At 34.0% G+C, this 15,665-nt stretch carries 15 protein-coding genes, 1 pseudogene and 1 other annotated feature; all 16 genes and pseudogenes read left to right on the top strand.

Going from position 1 to position 15,665, the window contains the following annotated elements; all coding sequences use genetic code 11:
• The first annotated feature begins 2 nt into the window (after positions 1-2).
• A complete protein-coding gene (locus C2I06_RS04520; protein ID WP_164463620.1) occupies positions 3-1,178 on the top strand; it encodes a Ger(x)C family spore germination protein in 1,176 nt (391 codons plus the stop codon).
• A gap of 14 nt (positions 1,179-1,192) precedes the next feature.
• A complete protein-coding gene (locus tag C2I06_RS04525; protein ID WP_095328323.1) occupies positions 1,193-1,417 on the top strand; it encodes a hypothetical protein in 225 nt (74 codons plus the stop codon).
• A 261-nt stretch (positions 1,418-1,678) separates the two neighbouring features.
• On the top strand, positions 1,679-2,770 hold the full coding sequence (locus C2I06_RS04530; protein ID WP_164463621.1) for a GerAB/ArcD/ProY family transporter: 1,092 nt from the start codon (positions 1,679-1,681) through the stop codon (positions 2,768-2,770).
• Between the two features lie 489 nt (positions 2,771-3,259).
• The gene (locus C2I06_RS04535; protein WP_095328325.1) at positions 3,260-3,688 is read left to right on the top strand and encodes a VOC family protein; all 429 of its coding nucleotides are present in this window, start codon (positions 3,260-3,262) and stop codon (positions 3,686-3,688) included.
• A 54-nt stretch (positions 3,689-3,742) separates the two neighbouring features.
• Complete coding sequence (locus tag C2I06_RS04540) at positions 3,743-4,057, top strand: DUF3892 domain-containing protein (protein ID WP_095257469.1); 315 nt, start codon at positions 3,743-3,745, stop codon at positions 4,055-4,057.
• Between the two features lie 155 nt (positions 4,058-4,212).
• On the top strand, positions 4,213-4,605 hold the full coding sequence (locus C2I06_RS04545) for a hypothetical protein (protein ID WP_095328326.1): 393 nt from the start codon (positions 4,213-4,215) through the stop codon (positions 4,603-4,605).
• A 58-nt stretch (positions 4,606-4,663) separates the two neighbouring features.
• Positions 4,664-4,933 (top strand) — a binding site (T-box leader).
• A gap of 81 nt (positions 4,934-5,014) precedes the next feature.
• Positions 5,015-6,475, top strand: a complete 1,461-nt coding sequence (lysS, locus tag C2I06_RS04550; RefSeq protein WP_123257553.1) for a lysine--tRNA ligase — start codon at positions 5,015-5,017, stop codon at positions 6,473-6,475.
• A 322-nt stretch (positions 6,476-6,797) separates the two neighbouring features.
• Positions 6,798-7,378, top strand: a pseudogene (locus C2I06_RS04555) (kinase).
• Between the two features lie 239 nt (positions 7,379-7,617).
• Positions 7,618-8,169 (top strand): GNAT family N-acetyltransferase, encoded by a 552-nt coding sequence (locus C2I06_RS04560; RefSeq protein WP_095328329.1) that lies wholly within the window; start codon positions 7,618-7,620, stop codon positions 8,167-8,169.
• Positions 8,170-8,370: 201 nt separating this feature from the next.
• Positions 8,371-9,180 (top strand): MFS transporter, encoded by an 810-nt coding sequence (locus C2I06_RS04565; RefSeq protein ID WP_249928277.1) that lies wholly within the window; start codon positions 8,371-8,373, stop codon positions 9,178-9,180.
• Positions 9,181-9,227: 47 nt separating this feature from the next.
• Positions 9,228-9,593: an MFS transporter gene (locus C2I06_RS25430; RefSeq protein ID WP_249928278.1), complete on the top strand. Its 366-nt coding sequence runs from the start codon at positions 9,228-9,230 to the stop codon at positions 9,591-9,593.
• 271 nt (positions 9,594-9,864) lie between these two features.
• The gene (locus C2I06_RS04570) at positions 9,865-10,782 is read left to right on the top strand and encodes a DNA/RNA non-specific endonuclease (RefSeq protein WP_095328331.1); all 918 of its coding nucleotides are present in this window, start codon (positions 9,865-9,867) and stop codon (positions 10,780-10,782) included.
• A gap of 912 nt (positions 10,783-11,694) precedes the next feature.
• On the top strand, positions 11,695-12,165 hold the full coding sequence (locus C2I06_RS04575; RefSeq protein WP_095328337.1) for a DinB family protein: 471 nt from the start codon (positions 11,695-11,697) through the stop codon (positions 12,163-12,165).
• A 236-nt stretch (positions 12,166-12,401) separates the two neighbouring features.
• Positions 12,402-12,773: a hypothetical protein gene (locus tag C2I06_RS04580; RefSeq protein WP_141231311.1), complete on the top strand. Its 372-nt coding sequence runs from the start codon at positions 12,402-12,404 to the stop codon at positions 12,771-12,773.
• A 317-nt stretch (positions 12,774-13,090) separates the two neighbouring features.
• On the top strand, positions 13,091-13,267 hold the full coding sequence (locus C2I06_RS24855; protein WP_164463622.1) for a hypothetical protein: 177 nt from the start codon (positions 13,091-13,093) through the stop codon (positions 13,265-13,267).
• 1,057 nt (positions 13,268-14,324) lie between these two features.
• A complete protein-coding gene (locus C2I06_RS04585) occupies positions 14,325-15,404 on the top strand; it encodes an ankyrin repeat domain-containing protein (protein WP_123257554.1) in 1,080 nt (359 codons plus the stop codon).
• The last annotated feature ends 261 nt before the right edge of the window (positions 15,405-15,665 follow it).

Consider the following 15,665-nt stretch of genomic DNA (forward strand, 5'->3'; position numbering starts at 1 on the left):
ATATGGATAAGCAATTTCTATCTGAAGCAATTAAATATAAAATGATCATGCTTATTCTTTTTAGTTCAATATTTTTAACTGGATGCTGGGATAGAAGAGAAGTGTTTGATATGGCTATTGTCTTAGGAACAGCAATCGATAAGACAGATGACGGACAAATAGAAGTAAGTATTCAGGTTTTAATTCCCCAATCAATAGGAGGGAGTTCCGAATCTGGTGGACAAGGTGGTAATAAAGAGATTGTGATGGTGAAAAACGGGAAAGGGAAAACTATTTCAGATGCTACATCTAATTTAGAGATGCAATTATCTAGAAATATATTTTGGGGACATTGCAAAATGTATATTTTTAGTGAGAATTTCGCTAAAGAAAATGGAATTAGAAAGGAGCTAGAATATCTTATTCGCCATCCCAAGCCTAGAGAAAGAGCGTATCTTTATATAGCAAAAGGGCTTGCTAAGGATATGTTAGAAGTAACTCCAGATTTAGAGTTATATGTTGGAGAAGGAATGAGAAGGTTAGTAGAAAAGCAAATAGTTGTGAAACAAACAATTAAAGATGTAGAGGAAATGCTGACAAGTGATACAAAATCAATTATTTTGCCTTATATGTACATAGAAAAAAGTGAAAAGGGAGAGGCATCTATTGTTATTACCGAAGCTTCTATTTTTAATAGAGATAAGATGGTCGGAGTTATTAATAATGATGCAATGAGGGGAGTTCTCTGGCTCCGTAATGAAGTCAAGATAAATAGTATTACAGTTCCTTTAAAAGAGCGAGAATATATATCTGTCAGAGTGACTTCAGGAAAGACTAGCTTGAAACCGAAAATCATTAACGGAAACTGGAGGATGGATATAAATGTGCAGATCAAATGTGAAGTTACTCAAAATGGGACAAATTTAAATGTGTTTGACCCTAAAATAGTGGCAACATTAGAAGAGGAGTTAGAAAAGGCAACGAGGAAAAAAATAGAAGTAGCACTTCAAGCTGTTCAACAAGACCTCAAGGTAGATGTTATAGGTTTTGGCGAAGCATTCCATCGTAAATATCCAAAGGATTGGAAACAAGCGGAAAGCGATTGGGAATATTATTTTTCAAATATCAAGACAAAAACGAAAGTAAAGGCAACTGTATTGCGATCTGGATTAACCACATCATCATCAAGTTTAAAATAGAGGGAGTGAGTCAAATGAAGTGGCTTTCTTTATTAGGGATTACGTGTTTGATTGCTCTTATAGTTATTTATGAGTGGCCGAGGGTAAAAATAGCAGAAAAAAGGGGGAAAGTCGTTTTTTTATTTCTAACGATTATAGGTGGAGCATTATCTATTGTTTTACTTTTTTTTCCTCAGTTTCCTGGTCCGATTGAATGGGTTCATACCATTTTCAGACCAATAAGTAAGTATTTAGAATAATGATGATATGTGCCAGAAAAAAATTGGGTTATGAATGTTGCAGTGTTGTTTCTTGACCGTTTTTAACTCCTCAATATTTTTTTGTATTATGCTTAGGACTTTTGCAAGGGAAACTAAATAATGGTGTGTGATTGCTTCATAGCATTTAACCGTAATATGCTATCTCCCTATTTGAAAAGAAAAGCTGTTTCCATTAACAAAGAGCTAGATTTGAATGATTTAAGCTGTTTTTATATTTCTTCTATAAAGGAGATTAAGAAGATGAATAACAAAATAAGAATTTCAGCTAAACAAATGATGTCTTTATTAATGATGACTATTATTTCAACAGCTATTCTTTCGATTCCGGCAGTTACATCAAAGCATGCTGGGCATGATATGTGGGTTTCTCCTATATTCTCAAGTATAAGTGGATTAATTACGGCATTTATTATTTTACAACTTCATAAATTATATCCCAATGAAACCATTTTCCAGTATAGTAAGCATATTGTGGGGACTTTTTTATCGAAGTGTATAGGTTTAGCTTATTTGCTATACATTCTATTGGTCACAAGCATTATTGTAAGAGAATATGCAGACTTTATCTTAACTTCTCTTTTATATTCTACCCCTTTAGTGGTAATTATAGGAGTAATGGTTATTCTTTGTGCCTATTCGGTTAAAAGTGGATTGGAAGTATTTGCACGGGCATCACAAGTATTTTTGCCAATTTATATCTTCTCTTTATTAGTATTATTATTGTTATTTCATGAATTTGATGTGAAAAATATGCTGCCGCTTTTTGAGGGTAAATGGAAATCGATGCTTCATGGTGCGTTGCAGCCTGCACTTTGGTTTAATCAAATTTTTTATATGGGGATATTATTGCCATATGTCAAGGATAAAGCGACAAAAAAAGTAGTGGGGTATAAAGTAATTTTATATAGCTTGATAGTTATGTTTTCTTTAAATATTATTTGTCTTTTTTTGTTTGGCGAGAATGTGGATAGTTACCAATTTCCTGTATTTACAGCGTTTCGCTATATTTATATCCCTCCGTTTTTTGAACGTTTTGAATCAGTTCTTGTAGTTATTTGGGTATTAGGTGTATTTATTAAAATTTCGTTATTTTACTTTACTTTGTGTTTAGGAACAGCTCAATGGTTAGGTGTTGAAAAAGAAAAAACTTTTGTCTTTCCATATGGTATTTTAATCATAATCATAGCCTTATGGGTTAGTACGAACCTAGCAGATTTAAATAAATTCATCGAAAGCACAATACCTGTATTAGAGATTGGGCTGTATGTTCTAATTCCACTTAGTCTTCTTCTCCTTTCATTTATTAGAAAAAAGAGAAAAGCAAGTGTATAAATTGGGATGATTAAATGCTATAGATCTCGTTTTAAGGTTAGCATGAACAGTTATTTGGTTCAGGAAGTGATCATTATCCTATAGGTAATTATATAATTACTATCTCGGATGTAAACTTTGATTTTTGAGTGGAGTAGAACTAACAATTATTAAATTCAGGTGATAGGCCAACTATTTAAGGATTATCATTCATAAAAAGAGAAAATTTTCATATCATTTCATGAATTTTCTTTGGGAAAATAGAAACTTAGTCAGGAAATCAGCCAAAGCAGCGGGGAAATCAGCCAAACTAAAAAAATATCAGCCAAAGTAGCGGGAAAATCAGCCAAACTAAAAAAATATCAGCCAAAGCAGCGGGGAAATCAGCCAAACTAAAAAGAAATCAACCAAAGCAACCAAATATCAGCCAAACCACATACAAAGAAGAGGATATATTTTCCTTTTCGCCGAATATAAAAGCAAGCTATTCTATCGAAAAGGAGAAAAATAATGAATACAATCATCCACAGAGTGGGAACAATTTATCTGCCAGTTGAAAATCCAGAATTAGCCTCAAACTGGTATCAAGAAAAATTAGGAGCAAGAGAAAATTTCAGAAATGAAGATAAAGCTATTTTAGATTTTGCGAATCAAAGTTTCTTTCTTGTTAAAGCAAAAAAAGGAGAAAAAGCAGCCTTTCAAGATGATGCAGGAAATGAGCATTTTTTTCTGACATTTGAAGTCGATGGGATAGACCAATTAAAGAAACTTCATTACTCCTTAAAAGAAAAAGGTGTTACGGTTGACGATATTGAGGATAGAGGACATCCAGGCAACAATTTTGTCTTTTACGATCTTGATGGAAATAAATTTGATGTGTGGAGTCAGTTAAGCCCGAGCTTTAAAGAAAAATACTTGCTTAACGATAGTGAAAGATAGATGATACATAATTCGAAAACTCCAGAGCATACTAATGTTTTGGAGGTGGCTGTAATGGATGAAAAAGACTATCAAAAAATTTACGATGATTATTTGCAGCAAGCAAGTAGCGAAGCTCAAATAGAAGCGGCCGAAGAAATCGATCCCAATATAGAACAAATTGTGGCTGTTCGTAAAAATGAGGATGATGATATTATTGCTTTTAAAACAAACAGTGGTAGAGAATTAGATTATATTACTGCCCTTGATGAAGCTAAAGCAGGAAAATTAGCGCATGTGGATGTTTTTCATAAATATGGCAGGGATATTATCCGTAGTGAACCAGATGGGATTAAAGAAAATAACTTAGATAATTTGCCTACTTTTTAAATAGGGAAATAAAAGAGAATATTCAAGTGGTGGATATTCTCTTTTAACATTTGGGAGGAGAGAGCTATAAATATACATACATATATATTTAATTCAAAAGAGAAAAAATAGCTATCTCAGAAGAGAAAGCAATAAGCATAGCAAATAACTATCAAGTGCGAAATAATGGCTATATAGACGGCTTCATCCAAATAACGTATTATGATCATAATATAACATCAGAGGAAAACAATGATGATGTAGAATTAATATGGATTGGTCTCCTGCGAATGACGTTAGAATACTTGGAAAATGGCAGCGGAGAAACGAGTTATTTTATGAACGATCAGACTTGGAAAATGGAAAGAATCAACACAAAGCCAGAAAATCAAATATTGTTCAGTATCAGAAACAAGCAGGGGAAATTCGCAGTTGCAGAGCAAATGTTTCTAAAAGAATTACTAAAAAGTGGGGAAGAATTCACGAAATTTATAAGTGAGTTATCTCAGCCAAATAGTATAACTGTTTTAGAGCCAGTAATAATGAAAATAAAAAAACTAGTATACTAGCTCTAACTATTGACTATAAATTTAATTTAAGGTAATATTTTCTAAAATAAATACGGAATAGTTGGCTAAGAAGAGAAGAGTAATTTTGATTCATTATTTAAAGAGAGCTCCAGCTGGTGAAAAGGGGTAATAAGAATCTTAATGAAAAAAGACTTGGAGCTTTCGCACGGATCAAAGAAACCCTCTTTGTGATACTGCGACGGGATCTCCCGTTATAGAGATAGGGTATAATCAATTTTTTAATTGCCGTACCCGAAGAGGTTGATATGGCAACATATCAATAAACTGGGGTGGTACCACGAAGTTAATAATAACTCTCGTCCTCAAGATGAATAATCTTGGGGGTGAGAGTTTTTTTATTTTATAAGTATAAGTAAATAATCCAATAAAAGGACTGGAGGGCCATAGAATGAGCCAGGAACAAACAACGCGGAGAATAGAAAAATTAGCGGCATTAAGATCACAGGGAGTTTTCGTATATCCAGAAAGATTTGCGACAAATTATGAACTTTATGAAGCAGCTTTACTGGAGGATGGCACAGAAGCAGTGCGGGTGGCAGGAAGAATCATGGGGATTCGCCAGTTTAGTAAATTTAGCTTCCTGACGATTTCAGATATTCAAGGAAGTCTGCAGCTGCTTTTGAAAAAAGAAGAGGTCGGAGAGCAGTCAGCTAATGATTTCGCTTACTATTTAGATGTAGGAGATTTTATTGGTGTGGAAGGGAGAATGTATTCGACGAAAACAAAGGAAAAAACGCTGCGAATAGAAAAATATGTTTTACTAGGAAAAGCTCTGCATCCTCTGCCAGAAAAATGGCATGGGTTAAACAATGTAGAAACCCGTTATCGACAACGTTATTTAGACCTAATGATGACAAAGGAAACAAAAGAAAGAATGTTAACACGAACAAAGTTAGTGCGTGCGATTCGGAGATTTTTAGAAGAAAGAGATTTTCTAGAAGTGGAGACACCTGTGTTACAGCATACTTCTTCCGGGGCATTAGCTCGTCCATTTAGAACGTATCATCATGCATTGGATTCGGAACTAAATTTACGAATTGCACCAGAGACTTACTTAAAAAGATTAATAGTAGGAGGTTTTACAAAAATATATGAGTTTGCTAAGTGCTTTCGAAATGAAGGAGTCAGTCCTCAGCATCTTCAAGAATTTACAATGGTAGAAGGCTATGCTGCTTATTGGAGCTATGAGGATACAATGGCACTTATGCGTGATCTACTTCTATATGTTCTGAATGAGACTTTTCAAACAACCGTTATTCCAGTCCAAGGAAAAACAATTGATTTTTCTTTAGACTGGAAAGTCGTCTCCTTTAGAGAGCTAATCCTCCAAGATACAGGCATTGATATTGATTTATATCCAAATGTAGATGACTTGTATGAAGAAACAAAGCGGAGAAATATCTATTTAGAACAAGACAATATCGAGACCTTAGGGAGAGGGAACTTTATCGATTTGCTATATAAAAAAATGTGTCGTCCGCAACTAATAGAGCCAACTTTTTTAATCAATCATCCTATTGATTTGTCACCCTTGGCAAGAGCAAATGATTATAATCCCGCAATTACGGATCGCTTTCAACTAGTAGTAAATGGGGTTGAAATTATCAATGCATATTCAGAATTAGTGGATCCTCTTGAACAAAGAAGAAGATTAGAGGCACAGGCTGTGTTGAAAAGCGGCGGTGATCTGGAGGCGATGGAAATGGATGAGGACTACCTATTGGCAATGGAATATGGAATGCCGCCAATTTCTGGTTGGGGATTTGGAATTGAACGGCTTTTAATGATATTAACGGACAGTGAGACAATTAAAGATTGTGCACTATTTCCATTAACGAAAAAAGTTTAATGGAATTTTACAAAAGAAAAGCAGTAAGCATACCTTTTTAGTAAAATAGCAATAGAGACCAAAAAGTTTTGGTCTCCATTGCTTTAGATTAGGAAATTTAAAACGCTTATTTAATTGAAGTAGGAGAGGTCAGCTGATAAAAAGAAAAATAATTGATTTCTAGATTGAAAAAAGAGATACCTAATAGGTGATATGTTTTCCAAAAAACTGGATGGAATCAGATTGGTCTGTTAAAATCTAATGAAAAAGAAGAATGAGAGAATGATAACAAATATAGTGAAACAGCTGTAAAGGAAAAGAGGGACTAATTTTGCAAGATCATATAAATGCTATCGCAGCAAGCATCCCAACACCCGCAAAAGGGAAAAGAGTTGTGGTTGGGATAGATGGGCTAAGCCGGTCTGGAAAACAACCATAGTGAAAAAACTACAAGCATGTCTCCATGAAAAAGGATTTTCTGTAACAGTTTTACACTTAGATGATTATATTGTACAAAGAAATCGGCGTTATCATACCAGCTATGAGGAATGGCATGAATACTATCATTTACAATGGGATGTCCAAGCTTTACAAGAATCACTTTTTAAGAAACTAAAAGATAAAACAGTATTACAGCTGTGTAAATATAATCCGGACTCTGATACCCACCAAATAGAAAAGATTTCCTTATTGCATACCGACTTAATCATAATGGAAGGAGTTTTCTTACAACGAAAAGAATGGAGAGAATTCTTCGATTTTATCCTCTATTTAGATTGTTCCAAGGAAACTAGATTTGCTCGAGAAAGCAAGGAAACACAGCAGAATCTAAATAAATTTAAGAATAGATACTGGAAGGCAGAGGATTATTATGTAAACACAGAATATCCCAAAGAACGAGCAAATATGGTGTTTAAAGTTTAAGGAAAAGTAGCGATTACATAATATGGAGACAAGATTGTGCAATCGATTTTTGCATAAGCGAGGCGGGGGATTACTTGAATATGATCTGATGTTGATTACTTCAATAGCTATTATCGATGTATAGTAAACATGGAGTATACGGGACAGTAGATTAGGTGCTTGTATGCCTTTTGCTAATAGTTACTTGGAGGATAATGAATAAGGTAAAGCACAATGATGTGCGGAAAGGGTGATATAGGATGACAGGTAATATAGAACAATTTGTTACACTACTTCCGGTAAACAAGAATATGCTGGTTGATTTTAAGCAGGAATTACACGAAGCCTTTTTAAAAGGGTTAAAAGATAGTTTTCCAGAGCATGACAATCCAACCGAAATAGCACCGGTTCCACCTGAAAAGGATGTTGACAAAATGCTCACAGAACCAGATGCAGAGATTTATCATCTCGTAATGAACGGAGAAAAGCTGGGTGGGGCAGTATTAAAAATTGATGAAGACACACAGCATAATGAAGTTGTATTTTTATATATGAATGCGAATGCACATGGAAAAGGTATCGGGACAAAAGCATGGCAAGCAATAGAGGCGGCATACCCAGAAACAAAAGTTTGGGAGCTATATACACCTTATTTTGAAAAACGCAATATTCACTTTTATGTGAATAAATGTGGTTTTCATATCGTGGAATTTTTGCATAGAGGTAACCCAGGCCCAGACTTTGAAGTGGATGAAACGAAACCAGATACAGAATATGAATTTTTCCACTTTAAAAAAGTCATGAAGAAGTAAGAGCGTAATTTTATAATTTAACTAAAAAGTTGACTATTTAGTTAAATTAACTTTCAGCTTATATAAAAGCTGCGTTTTTATGCGTTGGAATGGATATAATCTTTTGATATGTGTGTAATAAACAAAAAGAAGAAGGCAAAACTTGCATTTCCAATGATATAATCATAGGGTTGTTTTCGATTAATCAAGAGAGGAGATAGTATGAATAGTATACGTTTTTATAGTTTCTGGTTTGCTAAGACAAGCATAGCCTTAGCAGATGTCATTTACATTATGGTTATTACCACATACATATATCAAAAAACGGACTCTGCATTAATGTCTTCGTTGTTTCCTTTATTCAAAGCTTTGGCTAATTTAACTGCTGGTCTAACATCCCCATTAATTTATAGAAAGTTTGCTTTCGCTAAATTAATGGTAAAGTTTCAGGGGTTGAAGGCATTATTACTTACTTTTTTACTACTCGGTTTTTTGCCGATAACGAATCATATTTATGTTTTGCTGCTATTTATTTTAGTTATATCTTTTATGGAAGGATGGGGGAACCCATTACTTAACTCTGTTACACCTAAAATTGTATCAAAGGAAAATCTTGTGAGAGCTAACAGTTCTTTATCCATCACAACTCAATCTGTTCAAATAGCTGGTTATAGCTTTACAGGTTTTGCGGTAATAAATTGGGGGCATAATTCTACTTTGGCGTTTAATGTAGTATTGCTCTGGCTTTCTGTATTGGCTTTATATATTACATCAAAACATTTCGTTTCTAATATGGAAGTTCCTGTCGAAAATAAATCCAAGTGGGCGCTGATGAATGAAGGATGGAAGATTTTATGGCATAATCAGACGCTTAGAATGGTTACTTTAATGGATGTTATTGAGGGAATGGCAGGTTCCATTTGGGTTGGAGCAATAACATTGGTGTATGTAAAAGAAGCCCTAAACCAAGGAGAGCAATGGTGGGGTTTTATTAATGCAAGCTATTATGTTGGCGCTATTTTGGGGGGATAATCACCATATTCATAGCTAAAACAATTCAGAAGCATTTGATATTTAGTATGGCGATTGGTTCGTTAGTATTTAGTATTTTTACTTTAATTTATGGGCTGACCAGTAGTCCTATATTGGCTCTTCTGCTTTGTATTGCAATGGGTCCCGCCTACCAAATAAGAGATGTGGCTCAACAAACTGCATTTCAAATAAATATTCAAACCATAGACTTACCCAAGGTGTTTGCATCCCAAAGTATTCTATTATCAACTGTTTCAGGTTTATCCATTTTTCTAATAGGTTTCATTGCTGACTTTGTTGGAATACGAGCCGTTTATATATTTGCCGCTATCTTAATCTTTATTTCTGCTTTATTATCGTTTACCTTAGTTAAGGTAAATAAAAAGAAATTTTCTACTGTGGATGTTAAGTAATATTAAATGGGGCAATTCCTGACTTGGAATAGTGCTTTTTTAATCATACTAAATAGCATCTTTTGTTGAATCGAAAAGCGAATACTAGTGAAACTTCTAATTAGAAAAAAATGTAATATCTCTCTTAATCTTTTACGTAATTGAACTGAGTATCTACTGTAATAATATTAAAATTGTAATATACTATTATAAACGGGTTAACATTGTTAATTCTGCTTTCGTCAAAAATTTCTAGAATGATTTATAAGAAAACACCATGAGGAGTCTTGACATGAAAAAGAAAATGAACTATTTAATCTTACTTTTAACTGCCATCTTTATAGTTGGTTGCTCCAACGTAGAAGATGTATCGAATACGGATGGGAATGCTAATTCACAAGAAGTAACTACTAAAAATAGTGAAAAAGAAAAAACATCGACTGGAAAACAAGTAGTAGAGGAAACGGTAACCCAATCAAAAAATGAACTGTTTAAAGGATACAAGCTTATTGAAGTGGATGGCGGTGATTTGTCTGGGCATCGTGAACCAAATGTTGTTGTTGACGTTGGATATGGGGATCGTGAATATTGGGCATTTACAAATAAGCATGGGCAGCTAGTCCGTGTCGTTGCTGAGAAAATCATTCTACAAGATGACAAAAATGAACCAGTAACATCGTCTGGCAGATACTATTCTGATGAAGCAAAGGTTCCTGGTGTCGAGAGAGCAGATTTAGATGAAGGACATATCATTGCAGATTCACTAGGCGGAGTGTCGAATGCTTATAATATTACCCCACAAGATAGTACGCTTAACCGCCATGGTGATCAAGCCTATATGGAAGACGCAATCCGTAAGGCAGGTGGAGCTACGAACTTTGAAGCCATCATCACCTATCCTAATACAGAAACGCAGATTCCTTCTAGATATCAGTATACCTATACTATAAAAGGAAATGTCATTAAGGATGAATTCGACAATATGAACCCTGATGAAGTAAATAAATCACTTGGACTAACTGGTAGTAAGTCTTCCGAGTCAACTACTTCAAAGGAAAAAGAGGATATTTCAACTATTGATACAAACGGTGATGGTCAAGTAACAATTAAAGAAGCAAAAGCAGCAGGATATAGCATGCCTATAACAAGTGATCACTGGCTGTACAAATATATGCGCGATAATGATAACGACGGTATGGTGGGGGAGTAAGCCGCTAGAACTTTAGGAGATTGGAAAACTCCTCTTATACTAGGAGGAATTATTTAAATTCAGGCATCGAAGTAAGAGATAAAAAGTCCGAATAATAACTATTGATTAACACGTAGTTGGTGTTGGTAAAAGTAGTAAGAGAAAATCGGACTCCGGTAGCGAAGGAATTCTCTGTAAACACATATAAATCGCATGAACTTACGATGAAATGAGGAGCGTTAATTAAAAAATGCAGCTGATACTATCAGTTGCATTTTTTGTCCTTCTAAGCATCTCTATCGTCATCCGATTTGTTTTATGGACAGCATGAAAATGAAAGTTGCTTCACTCATTTTTTGTGAGCTAACTTTTGCTATTAATATATCTAAAGGTAGAGAAGAATTTATTTTCTTTCAGATAAGTCTTCTATAAAAAGAGAGTTATCGAAAGTATGATAAATGCGTTTAAAACATTTGGAAGAAATAAAATGCTCTAAAAAAGAGCTGTTAATATCATTTTCTGGTTATTTAAAGCAAAGATTTAAAGTCCTTCCATTGGAACGATTAGTTTTGCTATAATTTAAAAAATAAAAAACTATAAGGGACTCTCCTTTAATTAAAGGGAAGTATTTCTCATATTTTGCTGTAGAAGCAGGGGAGTTCAAGAAGAGACTATACAGGATATAGAAACAATTGAAATTTTGGTTGATGAAAAGTCAGGAACCATTATGAATACAGAAGACACACATACGATTTATTCTTTCCCTATTAACACAATCAAAAAAATTAATGGGTTATTTCACTAATGGTTGCGATACTTTTACAAAAAGGTATCGCATTTTTTACTGAAGAGGGAGGTTAGTGGAAGAAGGAAATAATGACTTTATAGCGAAAGATATAATATTAAGCTAAATTAGGGGTGTTCAAAATATTAATAAAATTCTTTGTATATAACTGGCAAGTAAGAGATGAATGGTTTGACTGGTGTAATCAATTAACAACTGAAGAGTTATTAAAAAATCGTATTGGCGGAGTAGGAAATATTTTATTTACACTTTTCCATATAATTGATGTGGAATATAGTTGGATTCGTGGTATTCAAGGGAAAGAGGATGTAGTATTTCAGTTTGATGACTATCATACACTTGAAAAGGTTAAAACTCTTTCAGATAAATTAAGGAATGAAATCGCTGAATTTTTGAAAAACACAGATGACTTGAAGGAACAGAGTGTCAGTGTCCCTTGGGATGAAAAAAAATATGCTGTGAATGATATTATTCACCATATTATTGCACACGAAATTCATCATATCGGACAACTTTCAGTTTGGTCGAGAGAATTAAAACTACAACCTCCATCTTCTAATTTTGTTGGCAGAGAACTAAAATTTGTTCATTTTTCTTGAACTATCGGGGCATTTTTTTTCATAGAAAGTCAATTTATATATTGAAACAACCGCACCAATTAAGGCATAGCCTTAATTAATAACGGAGCACTATAAAGGAACATGGAGAAGGAGGGAATTTTATCTTAGGAATAAAAAATTACAATCCCAAATTGTATGAAGAATCATTTAAAATCATAGCAGAATATAAATATAAGCTGGAATCTCTGAAAGGGCAAACAATAGAAGAACTATGGGTGTCCTGGGATAGTATTAATGATGAATGGTTTAATGACCTGCCAGTAATATTAAAATTTAAAACTTGCCAGTTAGAACTATGTGCATACAAGACTAATCAATATGCTGTGACTTTTGATCACATTGACCTGTTACAAGAGATTAATTACTTTGGTAGAAAACTAGTTTGGAAAAAGAACAAATTGGTAGAGCTTAATAAATTTTTTAAGAAAGAAATAAATACTGTTGAAATTATTCAATGGATGGAACAATTGATTGGCGTCGGTTTTGAAACTAATGAAGGTTTTTTTGCAATATGTAATGGCTTAGATGAAAATGAAATTGTTACAAGAAAGCATATAGATCAGGATTACAAATATATCACTATATAGTTTACACAAAGGGGAACTTGCTTAAAATAGGTAGCATCATTGTAAGAAACTAAAGTAAGTGAAGAATTGTTCTTAAACTATACCGGGGCATTGATCCAAGACGGATGAATGCTTTTTTATTTATGCAGGCACTAAAGGGGGCTGGTTAATTAAATAGCTAGAAGGAATTTTAATTTACATCTCATTAGAATAATTGCTAAGGAATTCATGAATTTTGTGTTATAGTTTAAAATATAAGGGGAAAAATGGTGATTATTTTATGTTGATATCTTTAACAATAAATACTAAGTGAGGTAATAAATATGAGGAAAGCTTCAATGGCATCATTTTTAAAGAATTATATAGGATTAGCAGCAATTATGTTATTAGCTTACCTAGTTTTAGGACCAAATGAACATACATCCCTACCTTTTGTGCTACTTCTGGGCATACCAATAACAGCATTCATGCTTTTTACTGGATTAGATGAAAAACTTAAAAAAATTTTCCCTTAAAGTAAATGAAATGTGAAATGATCTTGGGAGGGGCAGTTGCTATAGGCAGCTGTTTTTTTTATGGTTTTAAGGGTCAACTTTCCTGTAATAAATAAAGTTGCGAATAACTATAATACGCTAGTTCTTCAGGAAACTGATGTATTTATCAAGACGGATGAATGCAATTTTATCTATTAAGATATTAAAGAAGTAGGTTAGGGGATAAGGACTTCATCACTATTAGTGTGTAGTGGGCTTAGATGATCCAGTTAAAATAACTTCTGACCAACTTTCAATAAAAGATGTGGAGAAGGTTGAAAATAGTGACTTCGACGGAGTTTCAATTGCTCACCAGTGGGTGCTGCAATTCATTTATTTAATTAATATCGTGCGGGAGAAAATCAAATTTTATACTTATCTTTTATAAAGAATGAGATGAAGTTACATACAAATTCAACGAGTAATTGGACCATGGCTATCACTCCGTTTTTCTTTTTATTACATTGTATTGGCGAAACGAAGCATTAATTACATAAAATATAGGAGGAATTCAAGGGAAGTTTTCTACTTACAAGTACAGATTTTACCTAAGAATATAGATGGAGTTGGAAAAGACGAATGCTGATATACAGAAAAAACTAGACAATGAGATTACCTTACTATCGAGATAGCATTCCTGCAATAAGTGAAATCTTGCTATTGGTAAAGATTTGTTAAATAACGGGAACTTTTTCTAAAACTAATCGTAGTAATACTAATAATATATATTTATCCTATTTCACCATAACTAAATCAAAAATAGACAAGGGCGTGAAAACTATGAAGTTATCTTTATTAGAAAGAATCACTCTTATTATCCTAACTATTTGTACAGTAATTTTTATTTATGGTTTTATAGTAAATCAAAACATAATGTCACTAGTATTTTTATTGATCCCTATTATATATATTACAAGGCTTGTTATAATCAAAAAAAGAAAAAATACCCCAATTTAACTATGTTTAAGTTTTATAATAATAAAAAAACAAAGATCCGGATAAGGTGTGTCATAAAATTTTGAGCTAAGGAGTGATAAGGTTGATCGTCTTGAGAGGTATTGGAAGGTTTCAGGAGCTGCCGGAAATGGCGATGCATATTTATAAAGGAAATATTCCGGCTTTAGAGGCGGAAATCGCAGCAGGCTGGGATATTGAGGAGGGGATCGTACTTAGTAAGCGTATTTCTCTTAGTCCGTTAGATCTGGCGCTAGTATTGCAGAAAAAGGAGGTTATAAAGCTGCTGGTAGAGCATGGCGTTAACCTGAATGTTCATCATAATCCGGCTTTTTTGAGAGCTGTACGTTATTGCGGGGAGGATATCGTCCGTTACATTGCAGCGCAAGGAGCTGAGATGGACAAGCATAATCAAACGGGGTCGGGTGCATATTCAGAAGCCTATTATGGCAACAAAAAAAACATCCCGTTTATTCATGAGCTGGGATTAGATATTAAGCTGTACGGCGGTGCCATCATACGTGAAGCTGCATCGGACCATGACCTGAAGACACTCAAATATTTGCTCGATCATGGGGTGGACATCAATTATAATCAACCGGATATGGTCTATCCTTATCAAGCTACTCCATTAACGGTGGCTGCTCGTATGGGGAATATGGGCATGGTTAAATTTTTGATTGAACACGGCGCAGATGTTACTAAAGCGGAAAAAGACGGCGATCGGCCATATACGATTGCGGTCAGCAATAAGGATACGGTCATGGCTAATTATTTGAAATCGCTGGAGCCGGCTGAATTCCATGATCCAGCGAACAAGAAAAATGAGCTTAAAAAATATAAATTACCCGATGAACTGGTCTGCTTTCTTACAGGAAATCAGCTACGCATTGAGCTAGCGCAAAATGAATATGAAATCGAGTATATAGATTTTTTTACGCTGAACGATACAATTGAGATGAAAATCGGTAGACAAAAGCTGCTTCGTCTTTCAGCTGATATCGACAATTACTCTGACCTACAGTTGGTTTGGAACCCAAAGAATAAAGGCCTGATAGGATGTTATGATGTAGAGCATCAGACGTATCTGGATTTATGCAGCTTTACAGAGTTCCTCGAACAGCCTGAATTGTACCTAATAAAGTATCTTGAGGGAGAATTGTAAAGATAAGAAGGATGGAAGATCAGATGAAGATTTTAGCAAAGAGAACAGATGGTATTTTTTTCTTTTTTCTATAGATTATAATTTAGATTTTCTTGAACTTCAATTGATGTGATCTACCTTTATCTTGTTAAGCTAACGGGGCAGCATTCCTGTAATAAGTGAAATCTTACTCATGTAGAAACGAAGCAGGTTAGTTTTATGTAGATCAGGGTTCTGCGTAAAATTACACAAGAGCAACAGGGGAGATATTAAATGATTAAA

It is taken from the genome of Niallia circulans (assembly GCF_003726095.1).
In the GTDB taxonomy this organism is placed as follows: Bacteria; Bacillota; Bacilli; order Bacillales; family Cytobacillaceae; genus Niallia; species Niallia circulans_A.

What these genes read in the sequence shown, in the direction of transcription:
- C2I06_RS04520 (WP_164463620.1), top strand. Translation starts at nt 3, where the DNA reads ATGGATAAGCAATTTCTATCTGAAGCAATTAAATATAAAATGATCATG.
- C2I06_RS04525 (WP_095328323.1), top strand. Translation starts at nt 1,193, where the DNA reads ATGAAGTGGCTTTCTTTATTAGGGATTACGTGTTTGATTGCTCTTATA.
- C2I06_RS04530 (WP_164463621.1), top strand. Translation starts at nt 1,679, where the DNA reads ATGAATAACAAAATAAGAATTTCAGCTAAACAAATGATGTCTTTATTA.
- C2I06_RS04535 (WP_095328325.1), top strand. Translation starts at nt 3,260, where the DNA reads ATGAATACAATCATCCACAGAGTGGGAACAATTTATCTGCCAGTTGAA.
- C2I06_RS04540 (WP_095257469.1), top strand. Translation starts at nt 3,743, where the DNA reads ATGGATGAAAAAGACTATCAAAAAATTTACGATGATTATTTGCAGCAA.
- lysS (WP_123257553.1), top strand. Translation starts at nt 5,015, where the DNA reads ATGAGCCAGGAACAAACAACGCGGAGAATAGAAAAATTAGCGGCATTA.
- C2I06_RS04560 (WP_095328329.1), top strand. Translation starts at nt 7,618, where the DNA reads ATGACAGGTAATATAGAACAATTTGTTACACTACTTCCGGTAAACAAG.
- C2I06_RS04565 (WP_249928277.1), top strand. Translation starts at nt 8,371, where the DNA reads ATGAATAGTATACGTTTTTATAGTTTCTGGTTTGCTAAGACAAGCATA.
- C2I06_RS25430 (WP_249928278.1), top strand. Translation starts at nt 9,228, where the DNA reads ATGGCGATTGGTTCGTTAGTATTTAGTATTTTTACTTTAATTTATGGG.
- C2I06_RS04570 (WP_095328331.1), top strand. Translation starts at nt 9,865, where the DNA reads ATGAAAAAGAAAATGAACTATTTAATCTTACTTTTAACTGCCATCTTT.
- C2I06_RS24855 (WP_164463622.1), top strand. Translation starts at nt 13,091, where the DNA reads ATGGCATCATTTTTAAAGAATTATATAGGATTAGCAGCAATTATGTTA.